Source organism: Candidatus Symbiothrix dinenymphae (assembly GCF_001431085.1).
Map to the genome: position 1 here is coordinate 1 of NZ_BBRU01000035.1, position 17,667 is coordinate 17,667.

General features: G+C 45.3%; 18 protein-coding genes. 6 read left to right on the forward strand and 12 right to left on the reverse strand.

The features are described from left to right. Window positions 1-157 precede the first annotated feature (157 nt). The 6 genes from ASC50_RS00650 to ASC50_RS00675 form a co-directional block, all read right to left on the reverse strand. On the reverse strand, window positions 158-385 hold the full coding sequence (locus ASC50_RS00650) for a hypothetical protein (RefSeq protein ID WP_055432960.1): 228 nt from the start codon (window positions 383-385) through the stop codon (window positions 158-160). A gap of 258 nt (window positions 386-643) precedes the next feature. Next, window positions 644-901, reverse strand: coding sequence for a type II toxin-antitoxin system RelE/ParE family toxin (locus ASC50_RS08370; protein ID WP_082591999.1), 258 nt, complete (start codon window positions 899-901; stop codon window positions 644-646). A 41-nt stretch (window positions 902-942) separates the two neighbouring features. Further along, window positions 943-1,122 carry a hypothetical protein gene (locus tag ASC50_RS00655; RefSeq protein ID WP_158648219.1) on the reverse strand — a complete coding sequence of 60 codons (180 nt, stop codon included), beginning with the start codon at window positions 1,120-1,122 and terminating at the stop codon, window positions 943-945. A gap of 602 nt (window positions 1,123-1,724) precedes the next feature. Next, complete coding sequence (locus ASC50_RS00665) at window positions 1,725-2,798, reverse strand: fimbrillin family protein (RefSeq protein ID WP_055432957.1); 1,074 nt, start codon at window positions 2,796-2,798, stop codon at window positions 1,725-1,727. Between the two features lie 48 nt (window positions 2,799-2,846). Then, window positions 2,847-3,131 carry a DUF2442 domain-containing protein gene (locus ASC50_RS00670; protein WP_055432956.1) on the reverse strand — a complete coding sequence of 95 codons (285 nt, stop codon included), beginning with the start codon at window positions 3,129-3,131 and terminating at the stop codon, window positions 2,847-2,849. Window positions 3,132-3,169: 38 nt separating this feature from the next. Then, window positions 3,170-3,949, reverse strand: a complete 780-nt coding sequence (locus tag ASC50_RS00675; RefSeq protein WP_158648220.1) for a hypothetical protein — start codon at window positions 3,947-3,949, stop codon at window positions 3,170-3,172. A 556-nt stretch (window positions 3,950-4,505) separates the two neighbouring features. Here ASC50_RS00675 and ASC50_RS00680 point away from each other — a divergent pair. Next, the gene (locus ASC50_RS00680) at window positions 4,506-5,990 is read left to right on the forward strand and encodes an oligosaccharide flippase family protein (protein WP_055432954.1); all 1,485 of its coding nucleotides are present in this window, start codon (window positions 4,506-4,508) and stop codon (window positions 5,988-5,990) included. A 116-nt stretch (window positions 5,991-6,106) separates the two neighbouring features. Continuing rightward, window positions 6,107-7,123: a PDDEXK nuclease domain-containing protein gene (locus ASC50_RS00685; RefSeq protein WP_226995296.1), complete on the forward strand. Its 1,017-nt coding sequence runs from the start codon at window positions 6,107-6,109 to the stop codon at window positions 7,121-7,123. A 117-nt stretch (window positions 7,124-7,240) separates the two neighbouring features. Here ASC50_RS00685 and ASC50_RS00690 read toward each other — a convergent pair whose 3' ends face one another. From ASC50_RS00690 to ASC50_RS00695, 3 genes are read right to left on the reverse strand one after another with little or no spacing between them, the layout of a single operon-like run. Continuing rightward, window positions 7,241-7,567 carry an AAA family ATPase gene (locus ASC50_RS00690; protein WP_055432953.1) on the reverse strand — a complete coding sequence of 109 codons (327 nt, stop codon included), beginning with the start codon at window positions 7,565-7,567 and terminating at the stop codon, window positions 7,241-7,243. Next, on the reverse strand, window positions 7,568-7,729 hold the full coding sequence (locus ASC50_RS08665; protein WP_478209958.1) for an AAA family ATPase: 162 nt from the start codon (window positions 7,727-7,729) through the stop codon (window positions 7,568-7,570). It lies immediately after the preceding gene. Window positions 7,730-7,770: 41 nt separating this feature from the next. Then, a complete protein-coding gene (locus ASC50_RS00695) occupies window positions 7,771-9,048 on the reverse strand; it encodes a Fic family protein (RefSeq protein ID WP_055432952.1) in 1,278 nt (425 codons plus the stop codon). Between the two features lie 232 nt (window positions 9,049-9,280). Here ASC50_RS00695 and ASC50_RS00700 point away from each other — a divergent pair, with 232 nt between their 5' ends. From ASC50_RS00700 to ASC50_RS00710, 3 genes are all read left to right on the forward strand, one after another. Beyond that, a complete protein-coding gene (locus ASC50_RS00700) occupies window positions 9,281-10,177 on the forward strand; it encodes a ThuA domain-containing protein (RefSeq protein ID WP_082592003.1) in 897 nt (298 codons plus the stop codon). 31 nt (window positions 10,178-10,208) lie between these two features. Continuing rightward, complete coding sequence (locus tag ASC50_RS00705; RefSeq protein WP_055432950.1) at window positions 10,209-12,077, forward strand: FAD-dependent oxidoreductase; 1,869 nt, start codon at window positions 10,209-10,211, stop codon at window positions 12,075-12,077. 92 nt (window positions 12,078-12,169) lie between these two features. Beyond that, entirely contained in the window at window positions 12,170-12,712 is a 543-nt protein-coding gene (locus ASC50_RS00710) for a 2-oxoacid:acceptor oxidoreductase family protein (protein WP_055432949.1), read from the forward strand. On the opposite strand, the gene ASC50_RS00715 is transcribed toward ASC50_RS00710, so the two are convergent. From ASC50_RS00715 to rpmH, 3 genes are read right to left on the reverse strand one after another with little or no spacing between them, the layout of a single operon-like run. Continuing rightward, window positions 12,709-13,740, reverse strand: a complete 1,032-nt coding sequence (locus tag ASC50_RS00715) for an RluA family pseudouridine synthase (RefSeq protein ID WP_055433000.1) — start codon at window positions 13,738-13,740, stop codon at window positions 12,709-12,711. The genes ASC50_RS00710 and ASC50_RS00715 overlap by 4 nt on opposite strands. A 32-nt stretch (window positions 13,741-13,772) precedes the next feature. After that, window positions 13,773-14,318, reverse strand: coding sequence for a PASTA domain-containing protein (locus tag ASC50_RS00720; protein WP_082592001.1), 546 nt, complete (start codon window positions 14,316-14,318; stop codon window positions 13,773-13,775). Window positions 14,319-14,323: 5 nt separating this feature from the next. Continuing rightward, a complete protein-coding gene (gene rpmH, locus ASC50_RS06605) occupies window positions 14,324-14,476 on the reverse strand; it encodes a 50S ribosomal protein L34 (protein WP_082592002.1) in 153 nt (50 codons plus the stop codon). Window positions 14,477-14,636: 160 nt separating this feature from the next. On the opposite strand from rpmH, the gene ASC50_RS00730 reads away from it, so the two are divergent. Then, on the forward strand, window positions 14,637-17,667 hold a 3,031-nt coding region (locus tag ASC50_RS00730; protein WP_226995297.1), incomplete at its 3' end, for a YDG domain-containing protein.

Here is a 17,667-nt window from a genome sequence, read left to right on the forward strand (position 1 = left end):
ACGATAAACGCCAACTCGAATGCGATATTTATTCTCACTATCAGATAATTTTTTGCACCCAAACGGGCGCGGATTATCAGAAAGTTCCGCGATATGGCTCGTAATGGAATTTCGATAATTTATCTGAATCTTTTTAAGAAACTTTAAAACAGATTGCTCAACGATGACTTCGTACATCTGCTTTATTCATTTTATCGACTTCTTCCATAAATTCACGCAAGGGCATAGTAGGCTCATTTCTGTGCAGCCAAATTGTGAATAAATCCCAATAGTCCTCACATCGCTCTAAAAAGCGATACCATCCACGGCGGATATTGTCAAAAGAAATGCTGTAGCCGCGTGCTACATCGGTGTAATTTTTGTTCACTGTCGTTTCAATGCTCATATCTCTATATTTTTATGTTCTCATTCGGCGGCAAAGGTAGTAATTTTATTTCATGTTTTGCGTACCTCCGCTTCGCTTGTACGGGGTTATCGAAATTTAACGCCTTCCGGCGTAGCATACGGGGCTTATATAATGCATCCCCTTTATCCCATTGATAATAAGAAAAATAAAGGAATGAGGGAGAGGATAATGAGGCTGTCGTTGGCTAGGGCGGCAGCATTATGGTGTATTCGCCTGGTTTTACATACATTATGGCGGCTATGCCTGTTGCAACAAGGCTAACAGCGTATTAGGGTCTTGTCGATTATCCCAAAAAGCAACAATAATTATTGCGGAAGCATTCAATTTATATAAAATTGAAAAATTACCTAATGGCGAAATTCTAACATCTGCAAAATCGGTATTTCTCCCCGCTCGTGGATGAGTTTTCAATACATTGATTACGGCATCTATTTTCAGTTTTACTTTTTTTGAATATTCAGTGCTCTGATTTCGGGCATTCCAGTAGTTAAAAATGTGATTACGCTACTTGATTGCGGTTTCAGTCCAAAAAACTTTCAAAGGAGCCATTGTTCGTCTGCTGTATTAAGGTCGTTTTCGGAAACTAATCGCCCGTTTTGGATGTCGGCTTCACTCATTAGCAGCATCTGTACTTGCTCAAACGACAACTGCACCATGCCGCTCATCGGCTGAGGGAGAACATTATATTCTTGTTTTAAAACTTGTGTTGCAACCATTATCTTATTATTTTTTTTGGCAAAGGTACAACAATTATTTGAATAAACAAGCATTGCCGCAAAAAAAAATCAGGGCAACCGCATCAAAATTCAGTGATAGCTGCAATTTTGCTTCCGTCTGTTACCCCGTATGGGGTACAATTTCGATAACTCCGTACAAGCGGAGCGCAGTGCGGGGTAAAGTGCACCTCTCCCCCTTCGTTTTCGCCCTGAAAGGGCAACATATCCCAGCCCAACGCATCGCGTTGGGAAATGATGATGAATGATGATGAATGATGATGGACAACATAATGATATAATGCCCTTTCAGGGCGAAAAACACACAAAACCCATTAACCCAACGCGATGCGTTGGGCTGGGATATGTTGCCCTTTCAGGGCGAAAACGAGGAGAGGGGAGCCATCTACCCCGCACTGCGCTTCGCTTGTACGGGGTTATCGAAATTTAACGCCTTCCGGCGTAGCATACGGGTGGGTTGTCAAATAGATTACAATATGGCAATCCCCATCAAATCAAAAAGATTACCAAGATGGCTAATCATCTTGATAATCTTCGTAAGCTCACTAAAAATCGTGATGCAGACAAGGGAGTTTGCGCGTCAATTACTCAAAAGCATTGTCATTCCAGGCATTTCCTATAAGGAAATCAGACACCTCAACGGAGTAAGACGCATCAGAGTTTTTTAGTACTGCCTTTAAAGTATATTTCTTTGAGGCTGCCAAACCACCAGGGGTTCCCAAACCATTGGACTCCGCTATTTTTGCTGACAAATCGGCTTTGTAAGTAGTAGTAACCCCAGAAACCTCTACTCTAAATTCAACCACACAGGACCCTGGTGCAAGATAGTTGGAGGGAACATCAAAAGGCAACAAGAAAACTTCAAAAATCGCTGAGTCAGCCGCAGCCGGTGTTGGTCCTTTTTTCGTTGCCGTAATATCTACTGATGGGGCACTTGGGGTAGTGAGAGTCGGTATTGCACCTGAAGCGAATGAAATCGTAGCAGCAGTGTTAACCGCAGCGCCGTTCACAACAACCGTTAAATTATTGGGAGGAGTAAAGGGAGGCACTCCGGAGCCAGCACCGCTAGTCACCGTCACAACTAATTTAGCCAACAAATGGTCAAATTTCAGAACAACAGGTGCACCGGCATTGCCTGCTTTGGTATAACCATTACCACTGTTGTCAGCATAAGCAACCATCCAATCCGTCTGTTCAGCAGGAACCGCCAAATTAATACCTGCAGTAATAGCACTAGGACCAGAACTCACTGTTAAGTCTTTTCGCGGATAAATAGCAAGAAAATCGAAAGCTCCTCCGCCAAGCCCCGAGGGATAGACTATCTTGTCGGCGGCGGTAAGAGGTGTAAATGCAACCGTTTTTCCCGGGGCGGCTGCTTTATACGGCCTATCTACGTCGACACCGAAAGTATCCAATGTAGCATGCTTTACCATCGTGATAGCAATTTCATCGGTAGCCTCCCAGGTAACAATGCCGTCGGCCTCCGCTAGTCTTAACCCGCCAAATTCAGCAAGTTTTCCTGAACTGAACTCAATTACGCCATCTCCCACGTAATCGTTGTTTTTGACACCAGGTGTCACTTCATTGTCGTTGTTACTGCTGCATCCTGCGAACAGTAAGGCTGACAAAGCCATAGCACTTAAACTAATTGTTCTCATAAAAAAAAAATTACATTTATATTAAAAAAATTATTATTATTCATTTTATTATAGCACCTCATCCATAGTGCGTTTCATAACCAGCGGATATTTTTCGGGATGGATGAGGCTCTCAATTTCCAAATCCACATCCAAAGCATCCCACCTGATACCGTCATTGCCAAACATTTCAACATTCATAATGTCGTCCAATTTTGCATTGCGAAACCAAGGCAAACGATTGAATGAAAGGAAATAATCACTTCCCGACACCGACACATACATACCGTTTGGCATGATAGCCTGCACATTAACCGATGTGCGCTCTGTACTTTTGTCTAAATTCTTCTTCATCTTCTTTTATAATTTGCAATATTTCATCCACTCCTTAATTACGATGCTTCAATCACCTCCACATATTTACCATAAATCTGTTTAGGCTCTGTTTTGTCCAAATTGAAGTTCTTCATATCATCTGAAATTTTGATACTTTCTGTATATGTAACTGTATCACCTTCTTTTTCGTACTCAATGGTCAATATAGTATCGGGTTTACCCTCAGTGACAATACCTAACAGACAGACTGTGGCTGTCCACCAAGTGTCAGTGCTTGAAAAATCAAAATTAAGTTTAATCTCCTTTTTGTCAGAATGCACACCTGATTTTAAATCCAATTTGGTAGCCACCCCCGAAAGCGTAGCCTTATGTATTTTTCTGATAGAAAACGGTATGAAATCGGGGTTCAAAATAATAGTTAATTTTCGCACATGTTGCTCCATCGTGACAGGGTAAATAGAGTCTTCATCGGCATTGACTCTTTGCCGACACGCGAAGAAGTAACCCACATTATCTGTCGTTGCAGTAACAACTGTGCTGTTCAGCTCAATTCCCTCCGCTACATTATATATCAAGACAGGAACGTCAATTTCGTCCGGAGGGATATATAGCGGCACAACATCAACAGTCCGCTTGTAAGTGGCAGGCTCTTTGTTGTCCATTGCAACAGAATATGTACTTGGCAGAATTTGTGGGTCAATATCCGCCGCCCAACTAATTTTCAGGCGGGGCGATTTAACCATCTCCAGCTCAGCTAAATGCATACACGACATCATTCCCGCTGTCATCGTCATGAGCAGCAGTCCATTAAGCATATATGTACGTCTATACTTCATATTTTAAATCTACTTTCCCCAAATTATTGAGTGGAAACAGCCGCAAAGGTAAGGACAATTTATCGAACCACCAAATATTTTGAATTAAACTTAACTTTTAAACGTTAAATTTTGTTTAAATTAAGGTTTTAAACCTCTGAGAGGGGTAATTATTTTAAAATGAGAAAGTTAGGAAACGCATTGTCATTGCGGGCTAGCCCCGCAATCCCCCGTCAATTCTTCTACCCCGTATGGGGTATAGCCGTCAGGTTAAGGCTGAAAGCCTTGTAGCAATAGCGTAGGGCATCGCCCTACGAAAGATGCCCTCTCCCGCTCGTTTCGCCCTGAAAGGGCATTAGCCGGTGCTATCGCCCTTTCAGGGCTCGCATTCAATACCATATCCTGTCCGTAGGGCGATGCCCTACGCTATTGCTCGAAGGGCTTCACCCTTAACCTGCCGGCTATGCCCATACGGGGTAGTTGGCCACCGTAACATTTGGTGCGGTTGCCCTAAAAAAAATCCCAAAAAAATCACAGTTCAGACAAAAAACACTAACTTTGCAGCCAAAAAGCACGTATGGCACAGACAAAATCTCTTCTGAAAGACAGCGTTATTTATGGCGGCAGCAGCATTTTGCAAAAGATGATGACGTGGCTGATGACCACGCTGCTCACCAACACGCTGTCGCCAACGGAATTTGGCATATTCAACCATGTGTATGCCTACGCCGTTTTGATGCTCGTGTTGCTGACGTTTGGACTGGAAACGGGCTGCTTTCGCTTTGCCAATCAAAAGGATAAATACAATCCGAGCACCGTCTTTTCGACCGCATTGATGATGGTTATGGCGTTCACGGCGGTGTTTTTGTTCATCTTTTTGTTCTTTTTGCCGGACATTCGACCCTATGTGTGGAAAGACCTAATTCCGAGTACTTATCTTCGGCTATTGTTTGTGTTTGTGAGTATGGATGTCGTGAGTGCCATTCCGTTTGCTTACCTGCGCTACAAAAAACGCCCGATAAAGTTTGCCGCATTGAAAATACTGAATGTGGTGTTGTATGTGCTGTTTTGTATCTTCTTTTTGGTTGTATGTCCCTGGTTACAAACGCATTATCCGGCACTTGTAACCTGGTACGACAAGAGTTTCAATGTCGGTTATGTGCTGATTGCCAACCTTTTGGCAACGGGGATAGAAACGGCTTGCTTGTTGCCCGAATTTATCTCAATCCGGTTTCGTTTTGACCGGCAGACGGCGAAAAAACTGTTTGTCTATTCATTCCCCCTGATGCTGATGGGCGTTGCGGGCATGAGCAATCTGGTGGCAGACAAAATTATTTATCCGTTCATTCCGAAGACAAATATCAGTGAATTAGGCATTTACAGCGCCTGCTTCAAGATAGCGCAAATCATGATGATGTTTACGCAGGCGTTTCGGTATGCCTACGACCCGTTTGTGTTTGAAAAAAGCAACGACGCCAAAGCCAAAGAACATTATTCCAAAATAATGACCTGGTTTGTCATCTGCGGACTGCTCATTTTCCTTGTTGTGACGTTTTATTTGGACATTATCAAATATTTCATAGGTCCCGATTTTTGGTCAGGGCTGGACATTGTGCCGCTCATCCTGCTTGGAGAACTGTTTTTCGCCATCTATTACAATCTGTCATTATGGTATAAATTGACCGACAAAACCTACTGGGGCACCACATTGGCGATTATCACCTGCCTGCTGGTAGTGGTCATCAACATCGTATTTGTCCCCATCTACAGCTACCGAGCATGTGCCTGGGCTGCACTCATTGCGAATGGCGTAACCATGCTGCTATCCTATTTCCTGGGGCAAAAATACTACCCCATCCACTACAACCTGAAAACAATAGGCTTCTACTTCGCATTGGCAGCCGCTTTATACGCCATATCACGCCTGGCAGCAATAGAAAATGTATATCAGCACATGGCATTCAACACGCTACTGCTGGCGGTGTATGCAGGTGTGTTGGTGAAGCGGGATATGCCGCTGAAGGATATTCCGGTAATTAATCGTATATTTGCAAAAAAATAAAAGCGTATAATTTTTTTTAGAGTATGGTGAAAAAAAGCAATATTCCACAAAGAACTTGTAATCATGTTGATGTACAAGCATCAGACATAATAGTTGATAACCAACTATATACGGATGTGTGTGCCCTAATCGAAACCACTCGCCAAAGGATTGCGACAACCGTCAATGCCGAAATCTGCATCATGAATTGGCAAATCGGCAAACGCATTAAAGAGGATATACTCCTTAATCAGCGAGCGGAATATGGCAAGCAAGTAGTCAAACAACTCGCTGAAAAACTGACTGACAGATACGGCAAAGGGTGGAGTGACCGAAAACTTTTACATTGTATACGCAGTGCGTATACTTTTTCAGAAGAAGAAATTGTATCCGCAGTGCGGATACAATTTACATGGACACATTTAAAATCTTTAATGTTCATTGACGATGCCCTGAAACGTACATTCTATATGGAAATGTGCCGCTTGGAACATTGGGATACGAGAACTTTGGATAAAAAAATTGACTCGCAACTCTACGAATTAACAGCAATCAGTAAAAAACCGGAAATCATTATCAGGCAAGAACTTGACCGGATAAAAGCCACTAATACACTCACTCCTGATGTTGTCTTCCGCAGTGGTTCTTTTTTGGATGCGCTTGGATTGCCGGATATTTATAGCGAAAAAGATTTAGAAAATTCTATTCTCAATCAGATACAATCGTTCATTAAAGAATTAGGAACGGATTTTGCTTTCCTTGACAGACAAAAACGAATTACGGTTGATTCAACAGACTACTATATCGACCTGCTTTTTTACCACCGAGGGCTGCGCCGCTTGGTGGCAATAGATTTGAAATTGGGAAAGTTCAAGCCGGAATACGAAGGGCAAATGTTGCTTTATCTCCGATATTTGAATAAAAATGAGCGGAGAGCAGGTGAAGAATCACCTATCGGACTGATTCTGTGTTCGGAGGGGAACACGGAACATATTGAGTATTTGATGCTTGACGATAGTGCAATCAAAGTTGCCCAATATTACACCCAACTGCCCGATAAAAAACTATTGAGTGAAAAATTGCAACGTGCGATTGCCATTGCAAGAGAGCATCATTCAGAACAAGAACAAAAAATCAATTTTAAAATAATTTAAATTTATGAAAAAAGATAGTCGTTGTTTAGTTTTTCTTTTTATGTTGCTGACGTCTTTGGCATCGGCAAAGTCGTTGAACATGTTGGGATCCGGATTTGTTAATCCGCCTGATTCCATTCAGATCTTTTCCATTCTGCAACTCACCGCTTTTTCCGTAAATGCCACTGCCAGCAGTAAAATTTGGCTGTTGGCATCACGGTATTTTTCGTAATACTTCACGACTGTTTTGCTTTTTACAGTCAAGTAGCCCGTTTGAAACAAGATAGGAACAATGCCAATTTGACTGATGTCGAATCCAATGAAAGTGGCATCTTCGGCAGCAACCGGCTCCAGCATCGGCATGTCCATCAGGTTGTTCAACTCCGAAAAGATGGATACTTTGGTGAATTTGGAAACGCCCGTCAGGAACACTAATCGCAAATGCTCATCGGCGGGTTTCAACATTCAAAAGAAACTTTTCAACACTTTCCGGTTTGCTTCGGCAACCGGCAAATATGTCAGATGGTCAATAATAGGTTTGTCGTACTCGCCTATCACCACCACCACTTGCTGTCCGGTGGATTGTAAGTCGATAAACGACTGTATGCCTACCGGTAACTGTTTCATAACTCGCAATTATTAAATTATGGCAGCAAAGATAGGCAAAATTATTTATTTCTTAATGCCATTCCTTTAACCGTCAGCAAATATTTTTGACGAGGATGATTAGGCTTTTCGGGGTAAAGAACTTTCACAAGACCGTCTTTTAGTGCCGGAGTAATATAATTTGCCAAGAATGTAGGACGATGTTTTAACCTAACTTTTCCCATCAGCATTTTTAAAGTAAAATGTTCGTTTCCCATTACTGACAACAGAAGTTGTTCTTGTTCGGTAAGTTGTTCGGTAAGTTGTTCGGTAGGTTGTTCGGTAAGTTGTTCGGTAGGTTGTTCGGTAGGTTGTTCGGTAAGTTGTTCGGTAAGTTGTTCGGTAGGTTGTTCGGTAGGTTGTTCGGTAGGTTGTTCGGTAAGTTGTTCGGTAGGTTGTTCGGTAGGTTGTTCGGTAGGTTGTTCGGTAGGTTGTTCGGTAGGTTGTTCGGTACTTGTACGGTTTTCCGCTTGTTTCTCTACTTCTTTAAATTCTTCAGGATATTGTAAGAGCAGGTATCTGTTCTTTAATTCATTCTTTTCTTTCATCAGCAGATTGCGAAAAAAACGTTCCAGATATTCAGGATTACGCTTGATGCCTTTTTGCACATTCTGATAGTTTGCTCGTACCAAAGCATTTCTAAAATACCATGAATGACCGGCAAAGAGGTCGTTCTCTACATCAAATCCCATGGAGCGCAAATACTGAATGGTAAACACGGCAGTTGTTCGGGTATTTCCCTCTGCAAATGGATGTATCTGCCACAGTCCCGATACAAAATCTGTTATATGAGCGGTTATCTGCCTCATATTCAATTCCGTATAGTCGAACGCCTTCTCTTGTTCGATGTCATATTCTATCGCTTTGCGAATGTCCGGGGCAGCCACATACAATACTGTGTCGCCACTAAGCACCCATTCCCGTTTTGTAATATTATAATCGCGAATCTTGCCTGCAAATGTGAATACACCATCAAATATATGCCGGTGTACTGCCGTAAATCCGGCTACGGTGAAGGCAAATGTCCGTTCGCTCAGCAACTTGGTAATATTAGCTGACACTTTGTCTGCTTCTTCGGTGTCGGCAACACGGTTTTCTTTCGATTCATAATAACTTTCAATAAGTTTGCGTACCTCGTCAATTGTAATATCGCCTTCGATATGCTGACGGGCTGTTGCTATTAGATAGTCGGATGGCTTCAAACCATCTACAGCCTGTAGTCCGATAGCAGTCTGCCACGCATAACCTCTTTCTTTCTCTTGAGGTTCGCCCTGCCGAATATATTCTTCAAAATTGCTCATAATTCATTAATTCATTATTTTCTCACTCTTTCTCGCATCTCATTGATGGCAAGCGTTCAAATACGGGTGCAAAAGTACATAATATTTCGCAAACGGTGTTTTCCGGTTAAATCTTTTTCCCTGTGTTATTTTTTATCAATACAATATTTTTTACTACCTTTGCGCCGTCAAAAAGTTGCATTTGTGACTTGAATGTGTGTTTACTATAATAAATAATAAAATAATGTACAGTATGAAAACAAAAAAATGTATTAGTAGGTATTTCGTTCTTTGTCTCACGGCGATGACCCTTTTCAATTTTACGGTCAGTCAGGCTAAAGAGCCTATCAAAGTGCTCATTCTCACGGGACAGAACAACCACTATTGGGAGGACAGCCATCTCATCCTGCAAAAGTATCTCAACGGCAGCGGGCTCTTTGCTGTGGATTTAGCTATCTCTCCTAAGGCGGGTGGGGATATGTCTGCCTTTCGTCCGAATTTTGCGGACTATCAGGCGGTAGTGTTGGATTACAACGGCGATGCGTGGCCGGACGCTACTAATGAAGCCTTTTTAGACTATGTCAAGAAAGGTGGTGGCGTGGTGGTTTACCATGCTGCTGACAATGCCTTTCGCAAGTGGAAGGAATACAATGAAATCACAGGTCTGGGCGGTTGGGAAAATCGCAACGAAACAGATGGACCGTATGTGTATTTCAAAGATGGAAAAGAAGTGAGGGATAACACGCCGGGAAGTGGCGGCAGTCATGGCAGTCAGCACAATTATGTACTGAAACTCCGCAACAAGAAGCACCCCATCGTGAAAGGACTGCCCGATGAGTGGACGCATTGTCGGGACGAACTGTATGACCGGATGCGCGGACCGGCAAAGAACATGACAATTTTGGCAACAGCCTTCTCTGACAAATCCACAGGAGGCACAGGACGCGATGAGCCGCTGCTGATGGTGATACAGTGGGGCAAGGGACGCATTTTCCACACCATGCTCGGGCACGTCGGCAAAGATCCCACCCACCCGGCAGTAGAATGTTCCAGCTTCATCGTCACTTTCCTGCGCGGAACAGAATGGGCGGCTACCGGAAAAGTAACCCAAAAAGTCCCTGCCAATTTTCCCAACGTTCAAATGAAATAAGTCGGGAATTTTGTGATACATAATTAGAAAAATGAAAATTACCCTATTAATCGCGTTTACAGCCATTTCTCTGGTGTGTAGTGCCCGTCCTGCCGATGTTTTTATCGAAGCGGAGAGTTTTGCTGAGAAAGGCGGCTGGGTCGTTGACCAGCAATTTATGGACAGGATGGGCTCACCTTACCTGATGGCGCACGGCATGGGAGTTCCGGTAAAAACGGCTTCGACGCAGGTTATTTTCCCGGAAGCAGGTACATACTATGTATATGTGCGCACCTATAATTGGACTTCTCCATGGCACAATGCGGAAGGACCGGGTAAATTCAAACTGTCGGTCAATGGCAAACAACTCTCTGCTGTATTGGGAGTTAAAGGTTCCGAATGGATGTGGCAGGAAGCGGGAAAAATCTCCATAAAAAACGAACAGGCTACGTTGGCATTGCACGACCTCACCGGCTTCAACGGACGCTGCGACGCGATTTATTTCACAACCGAACAGGGAGCAGTACCGCCTTCCGATGTGAAAGCACTGGAAGCCTTCCGGCGAAAAGCCCTGCAACTGCCCGACACGCCTCCGACGGCAGGAACTTACGATTTGGTCGTAATTGGCGGCGGCATTGCAGGTATCTGTGCGGCAATATCTGCCGCTCGTCTGGGTTGTAAAGTGGCGTTGATTAACAACCGTCCGGTGCTGGGCGGAAATAACAGTTCGGAGATACGTGTCCATCTGGGCGGACGGATTGAAGCCGCCCCTTATAAAGAATTGGGTAATCTGCAAAAAGAATTTGGACCCACCCGTGGCGGAAACGCGCAACCGGCCGCGCATTACGAAGATGCTCAAAAAGCGGAAGCCGTAGCCAAAGAAAAGAACATCACGCTGTTTTCCAACTATCACGTTTCAGGTGTCGAAATGGATGGACAGAAGATTCGCGCCGTCATCGCCAAACACATTGAAAACGGGACAGAACAGCGATTCTGCGCACCGGTCTTCGCCGACTGTACGGGCGATGGCACGGTGGGTTATCTGGCCGGTGCCGACTACCGCATGGGGCGCGAATCAAAAGCCGAATTTGGAGAATCCACAGCCCCCGACAAAGCCGATAAACTGACCATGGGTGCTTCCGTGCAATGGTATTCGGTGGATAACGGTTCATCATCGGGCTTCCCTTTTTTCAACTACGGCATTACGTTCAACGACAAAAGTTGCGAAAAAGTCACGATGGGAGAATGGACATGGGAAACCGGCATGAACGTTGACCAGATTAAAGATTTTGAGCGTATCCGCGATTACGGACTGATGGTTGTCTATTCCAATTGGAGTTTTCTGAAAAACAACCTGAAAGAAAACAGTCAGTTCCGAAACCTGAAACTCGGTTGGGTGGCGTATGTATCGGGAAAACGCGAATCGCGCCGTCTGATGGGCGATTACGTTATGAAAGAGGACGATATCCGCAAAAATGTTGCGCACGAAGACGGAACAGCCTCAACGACCTGGTCGATAGACTTGCATTATCCCGACCCGAAGAACACGGAAAACTTCCCCGGCGCCGAGTTCAAATCCATTGCCAGGCATATCAACATTTACCCCTACCCTATCCCTTACCGCTGTCTGTATTCGCGGAACATAGACAATCTGTTTATGGCTGGTCGCAACATCAGTGTAACGCACGTCGCACTGGGCACTGTCCGCGTGATGCGCACCACCGGCATGATGGGTGAAGTAGTTGGCATGGCGGCATCGCTGTGCAAACAACACGGCATACAGCCCCGCGGCGTTTACCAATCTCATCTGGATGAATTGAAAGCACTGATGCAGGAAGGCGTCGGGCAGAAAGGACTGCCCAACAATCAGCACTACAACGAAGGCGGCACGCTGACGAAACCACCTGAAATGAAGAACTAAATTTTCTGATTTTATTTTCTCTTTTTTTTTCTATTAAAAAATTATTTACTAACTTTGCGGGCTGAAACAATGAAATAAAAAGACATACAAATATGCAACATGAAATGATTATGGCGGGATTTGGCGGACAGGGTGTCCTTTCGATGGGCAAAATCATTGCCTATTCCGGTTTGATGGAAGGTCAGGAAGTCGCTTGGTATCCCTCGTATGGACCGGAGCAGCGTGGCGGCACAGCCAACGTAACCGTTATTTTGAGTGATGAACGCATTTCATCGCCCGTTCTCAACGAATACGACATCGTCATCGTGCTCAGCCAGCCCTCATTGGACAAGTTTGAAAAAACCGTCAAAAAAGGAGGCATCCTAATCTTCGACAACAACGGCATCGCTCAAAAACCGACCCGCAAAGACATCCAAGTGTATGAAATAGACGCGGTAAACACTGCCAACGCCGAAGGATTGGGCAAAGTCTTCAACATGATGGTGCTCGGAGGCTTGCTGAAAATAGTCCCGATGGTGAAACTCGAAAGCGTCTTTGCCGGCTTAAAAAAATCCCTCCCCGAGCGGCATCACAAATTCCTGCCGATGAACGAGAAAGCCATTGTGAGAGGAATGGAGTTGATAAAAAAATGCTAACAAGCGTCAGCACCGGCTCCATAGTTGCGCCACTTGGCAATCAATTGCGACATATCTTCGGGAATTTCGCTGTCCAAATAAACCGCTTCGCCGGTGCGGGGATGCACAAATCCCAATGTTTTGGCGTGTAGAGCCTGCCGTGGGCAAAGGTCGAAACAATTTTGGATGAATTGCTTGTACTTGCTGCCCTCCACACCGCGCAAAATTTCATCGCCACCGTAGCGGGCATCGTTGAACAGCGTGTGACCGATGTGCTTCGCGTGCACACGAATTTGGTGTGTACGTCCGGTTTCCAATCGGCATTCGATGAGCGTGACGTAACCAAACCGTTCAAGCACCTTGTAATGCGTCACAGCGGGCTTTCCGTCCTCCGAATCGGGTGGAAAAACCGTCATCAGTAGCCTGTCTTTCGGGTTGCGTCCGATATTGCCCTCGATGCGCCCTTCATCGTCCTTCACATTGCCCCAAACCAATGCCCAATAGAGCCGTTTGGTCGTTTTGTTGAAAAACTGCGTGCCGAGATGCGTCTTCGCTTCGGGATTTTTTGCCAGCACGAGCAGTCCTGACGTGTCTTTGTCGATACGGTGCACCAAACCCAGCCGTGGGTCAGTGGTGTGATACTGCGGGTCGTCTTTGAGATACCACGCAACGGCGTTAAGCAACGTACCTGTGTAATTGCCATGTCCGGGATGCACCACCAATCCGGACGGTTTATTCACCACGAGCACATCGTTGTCTTCGTAGGCTATATTAATAGGTATGTTTTCGGGAAGAATATCCACTTCGCGGTGCGGGCGGTCGAGCACAATGGTCAGAACATCCAGCGGTTTCACCCTGTAATTCGACTGAACAGACTTGTCGTTGGCGAGAATATAACCGGCTTCGGCAGCCTGTTGAATGCGGTGGCGGGAAGCCCCCGTGAGGCGGTCAACCAAAAACTTATCCACACGCAACAAGGCTTGACCTTTGTCGGCAGTGAACCGAAAGTGCTCATAGAGTTCCTCTTCCTGTTCGTCCTGCTCATCCATATTTTCCGGTTGGCTGCTCAATTTTTTTTCAATTAGTCTGCCCCGCTGCTCACCAGCAAAAAAAGCGGTGTATCGCCCGTGATGCGCTCGCCTCCGTGCACCGTTTGCCCGTGTGCATTTTGCAGCCCCAGCACCAGATTTTGATAGGCACCGCGCACTTTTTTGATGCTAACGCGTTCAAAACCAATGGATTTGAGCATTGCCGAAGCCTGTCGTTGGGATATATCCTTGACTTCGGGAATGGTCAGCAAAAGGGCGGCATGCGAATTGATAGTCAGAAAGATGGTTCGCCCTTCTTTCACCTCATTGCCCGCCGGCGGAACCGTTTCCAAGATAGTGCCGGCACGCTTTTGTCGCACAAAAGCAGAATCCACAACCACGCCATGCAACTCTTTTTTATCAAAAAAAATCCGTGCTTCGGACAAAGAAAGCCCTTTCACGTCGGGCACCACCACCTGCTGCCCATGGTGTGTGTAAAGATTTAACCACTGCTGGACAACAAAAACAAACACCAGAACGACGCCCAGTGCCAACAAGAAGTTTTTAAGCAATATGCGACCAAAAGGCTCCTGTTTCATCCGGTTTAGCCATTATACTCGTCAGAGACGGATAATTTTGTTCTGCCTTTTGCTCGACGCGAAGCCAATACACGGCGACCGTTAGCCGTTTCCATTCTGCTGCGGAACCCATGTTTGTTTTTCCGCTTTGTGTTAGAGGGTTGAAAAGTCCGTTTCATGCCTGTCTATTTTTATTTAATTTTTATTTTTTGCTTTCGGGCGGCAAAGGTATGAAAAAAAAATGAATAAAAAAAATAGGCTGAATTTTTTTTATCAAAAAAATGTTCTTTTGTTATTGTTTTTATGTAACTTTGCAGCCGATTCAATAACAACAAACGTATGAACAAAGTAATTACATTCATAGCAATGTTGCTGTTCATGTGTAGCACAGCACTGGCGCAAACATACAGCGGCGGCTCCGGCACGGCAACCGACCCATATCGCATTTCTTCCAAAACCGATATGGAGGCTTTGGCTACGGCTGTCAATGGCGGAAATGCCTATGTCGGCAAACACTTCCGGTTAACTGCTGATTTGACAGGTATTACAACTATGATCGGCAGTGAACCTAAACCTTTTTCCGGAACGTTTGATGGTGGGGGGCATGAGGTGAATGTAAATATAAATGCGACTACCCCTGCTGATAAGGTTAGTGGTGTAGGATTGTTTGGTTATATTAAAGGTGCCGTTGTCAGAAATTTAGGAGTTAACGGTAGTGTAAGTGGCAGTGGCAGTGGACTGCGAGTGGGTGTCGGCGGCATTTGCGGTGTGGCGGAAACGAGTAATATTTCGGAATGCTATAATGTATGCCGTCCTTCCTGGACCTCATCTTCTTCCACCTCTGCTTATATTGGTGGCATTTGTGGCTATCTTTACTCCGGTAGTAGCATGCAAAATTGCTACAATGTGGGTCTTGTTTCTGTGAGTCATGGTCATTTGGCTGGCGGCATTTGCGGCTATTTGCATCATAGTACAATTCTAAATTGTTATAATGTAGGCGATATTACGGGAATGGTAGACGATGCATTTAGGACTGCTAGTGTCGGCGGCATTTGCGGAGGAAGTTATTACACATGCCGTATATCAAACTGTTTGACGGCTAAATCAAATATTAGTGCAGTTGCCGACAGTAGCAGAAGAATAATAGGCAGTTTTAAGGATGAATTCACCACCATTACATCATGTTATGCCAGCCCGGATGTGTTGGTTAATGGCAGTCCGGTGACCACCTCAAATGGCAATACGTCCAAGGATGGTGCAACTACGGATTTGTCTAATTTCCAATCCCAATCACCAAACTGGATTTCCACCACTTTGGGGTGGGATTTTTCTACCATTTGGGAGATGCCTACTAATACTGCCGGTGTCACACACGGACTTCCAATACTCAGAAAGCCATGTTACAATGTGGCAAAGAGTGGCACATTCACCAAAAATAATTGTGGCACCGGCTACACCGGTTCAAGTGTAACTTATACCGTTCCTGAGGGACGTTATTCCTCTACCAGTAGTCAAGCTACTGCTGACAATCAAGCCCAAGCAGATGTTAATGCTAATGGTCAAGCGTACGCTAATGAGAATGGGACTTGTACGCCAATTCCCTACACCATCTCTTACGAGAATTTGGAGGGTGCAACACACAGCAACCCTACAACATATACGATAGAAAGCTCAACCATTACCCTATCACCTCCGGGCAACAGAGTATATTACACATTTGATGGTTGGGAAGAGGGCAACACCATATCAAACGGTAGCACCGGCGAGAAAACTTTCACGGCAAAATGGGTAGAAAAAATTGTAACCGTTACACCTAACGAGCTGAGCAAGATATATGGTGACGCCGACCCGGTTCTGACCTACACTCGCGAAATCACCTCCGGTGGTGGGAACCTCAGTGCTGTTAACTTTACAGGTGCACTTACCCGCGATGCAGGCGCAAATGCAGGACAATATATTATCAGGGAGGACGGTTTGAGTTCAAACAACTACCGTATTAGTTTTGTTGAAAACAAAAAATTTACGATTACCCCGAAAGAGGTAACCATATCAGGATATTCAGTCAACAACAAAGACTACGATGGCACCACAACAGCCACAATTACAGGAACTTACACTGTTGCCGGGAAGGTAGGTTCGGATGATGTAGGAGTATCAAACGGCACAGTTGCGTTTGCAGACAAAAATGTGGGCACGGGTAAAACGGTTATATTCAGCGGTTTCGCGCTCACAGGGGCGGCGATGGACAACTACACGCTGCAAGCACAGCCCGGCGGTGCAGCAACGATTAACCCGAAAGAGGTAACCATATCAGGATATTCAGCCAACAACAAAATCTACGATGGCACCACAACTGCCACAATTACAGGAACCTACACTGTTCCCGATAAAGTAGGTTCGGATGATGTAGGAGTATCAACCGGAACGGTTGCTTTTGCAGACAAAAATGCGGGCACGGGTAAAACGGTTATATTCAGCGGTTTCACGCTCACAGGGGCGGATAAGGGCAACTATACGCTGCAAGCACAGCCCGGCGGTGCAGCAACGATTACCCCGAAAGAGGTAACCATATCAGGATATTCAGCCAACAACAAAATCTACGATGGCAACACGACTGCCACAATTGCAGGAACCGGCACTGTTGTGGGGAAAGTGGGTTCGGATGATGTAGGAATATCAAACGGCACGACAGTTTTTGCAGACAAAAATGCGGGCACGGGTAAAACGGTTATATTCAGCGGTTTCACTCTCACAGGCACGACTGCGGGCAACTACACGCTGCAAGCACAGCCCGGTAACACAGCAACGATTAACCCGAAAGAGGTAACCATATCAGGATATTCAGTCAACAACAAAGACTACGATGGCAGCACAACTGCCACAATTACAGGAACCTACACTGTTGTCGGAAAAGTAGGTTCAGATGATGTAGGAGTATCAAACGGAACGGTTGCTTTTGCAGACCAGAACGCGGGCACGGGTAAAACGGTTATATTCAACGGTTTTGCTCTCACAGGGACGACTGCGGGCAACTACACGTTGCAAGCACAGCCCGGCGATGCAGCAACGATTAACCCGAAACCGGTAACCATATCAGGAACATCAGCCGACAGCAAAAACTACGATGGCACCACCACCGCCACCATTACAGCATCCGGCACTGTTGTTGGCACAGTAGGCTCGGATGATGTAGGCGTAGCAAACGGCATGGCTACTTTTGCAGACAAGAATGCGGGCACGGGTAAAACGGTTACATTCAGCGGTTTCGCGCTCACAGGGGAGGATAAGAACAACTACACGCTGCAAGCACAGCCCACCGCCGTAACGGCAACGATTAACAAGGCACCCCTCACGGTGAGTTCGGCTGCGA